This window comes from Vibrio sp. 1288 (genome assembly GCF_033344475.1).
Genome location: NZ_JAWPOX010000255.1, coordinates 1 through 897, shown reverse-complemented (window position 1 = coordinate 897; position 897 = coordinate 1). Strand labels below are relative to the sequence as shown.

1 protein-coding gene is annotated in these 897 nt (G+C 40.1%); it reads left to right on the top strand.

What is annotated here, in order from left to right; translation table 11 throughout:
* Positions 1 to 510 precede the first annotated feature (510 nt).
* Positions 511 to 759 (top strand): hypothetical protein, encoded by a 249-nt coding sequence (locus R8O11_RS26055; protein WP_005466481.1) that lies wholly within the window; start codon positions 511 to 513, stop codon positions 757 to 759.
* The last annotated feature ends 138 nt before the right edge of the window (positions 760 to 897 follow it).

Sequence of the window (897 nt, the reverse complement as noted above, 5' to 3'; positions counted from 1 at the left end):
TTCTTGTAAATATCATTACCGCTGTGAATAAGCTCAATGATTGAGGCGATGTTTTCATTTCTCATATCTTCTCCTTTATTTTACTGCGGTTACTTTATTGCAGTGCTTAAGCGCAACTTATATTGCGATGCCTTAGCTATTAAATATGAACAATATTTTTCATGTGGCATTTTATATCTAGCATTTTGTATGCCATGAATATTGAGTGTGAGAGATGCCAGATAATATAAGGAGTAAGCATGGTGGTGGTTATTAATTGCGCGTGATTGCTTGTGGGGAATAAGAAAAAATTACAAATAAGAATCCATTCAAAGGAAATAATTACAGGTCATTTTGCAACGATAGGAGTTATTTAAATTCTATTTCAATAAAAACAATGACTTATTAAGTTGGCACAGTAATCGCAATACCACTCACGAGGAAACAAAAAGAATTCACTTTTATCAGATTACTTCTCAGCGGAATCACAACCGTTTAATCCAAGGTAATCTCAATCAACGGAGGCTAGTTATGGCTAATACAAAAGAAAGCGCAGTTAAACCTCAAGAGCAATTTGAAGAGGCGTACCACCTTGCAGAGCAAGCCACTTCAGAAGCGGTTGGCGCCATGAAAGAACATGCCAAAGAGAAGCTGGAAGTCGGCGCAGAGAACATTCAGCAAGCGACCAAATCCGCAGAAAACGTCATTAAAGAGCGCCCGCTGTTGAGTATCGGTTGTGCATTCCTGGCAGGTTGGGCGGTCTCTAAGCTCATCAAATAAGCCTGTTCCTTACATTTCGCTCTAATCATGAAGGAAGAGTTTTATGAATGACTCCGAGCGTACCATCAATGAGCGCCAAGGCTCGGCTACTGCAGACAGTAGCCGAGCCCTAAATGGGGCTAAAAATCAGGAAGTTGA

Excerpts from the sequence above, each read along its gene's own strand:
- R8O11_RS26055 (WP_005466481.1), top strand. The coding sequence starts at position 511 with ATGGCTAATACAAAAGAAAGCGCAGTTAAACCTCAAGAGCAATTTGAA.